Origin of the sequence: Microvirga pakistanensis, assembly GCF_004458765.1 — a bacterium.
Lineage (GTDB): Bacteria > Pseudomonadota > Alphaproteobacteria > Rhizobiales > Beijerinckiaceae > Microvirga > Microvirga pakistanensis.
The window spans coordinates 1-547 of the sequence record NZ_SPJX01000696.1 but is presented as its reverse complement, the minus strand read 5'-3'; the positions used below and the strand labels follow the sequence as shown (position 1 = coordinate 547).

Below are 547 nucleotides of genomic sequence, written 5' to 3'. Positions count from 1 at the left end.
CGTGTCCAAGTCCTGCAGGACGGACGAGATTGTCGCTGCCGCGAGGGCCGTGACCGCGGGGGACATCTACATCTCCCAGAACTTTGCAAGCGAGGTGATTTCGGCCTTGAGGAACGCCTCGGTACGCCGGATCGCCATGCAGGCCCTGAGGCTGAGCGCGCGCGAGGACCAGATCGTCCAGTTCCTGCTCGCCGGGAAGACCAACAGGGAGATCGCGTCCAGCCTCGGGATCACGGAGAGGACGGTGAAGCACTACATGACGGTCCTGATGCAGAAGCTGAATGCGCGCAACCGCGTCGAGGTCGCGATGGCAGCGCAGCATCTCCGGCACACCCGGGTCAGCCGGCACGACGCCGAGCCTGGTAGCCCGGGCGGCGCCCACCCCTTCACCTCGGGTGGCAGCAGGTACTTCTTGTGATGTCCTGTCCGGTTCACGCTCGATTTTGCCGGCCACATCGGCAGCCGGACCTGACATGTCCAACCCGTCCGAGTGCGTCCGCTTTACCCCGCGCAGCTGACAAGATTGTTCTGTTTTAGGTGTGCCGAT

At 64.0% G+C, this 547-nt stretch carries 1 protein-coding gene; it reads left to right on the top strand.

The annotated features are described in order from the left end of the window. On the top strand, positions 1-418 hold a 418-nt coding region (locus tag E4K09_RS26775; RefSeq protein ID WP_134500669.1), incomplete at its 5' end, for a helix-turn-helix domain-containing protein. Between the last annotated feature and the right edge of the window lie 129 nt (positions 419-547).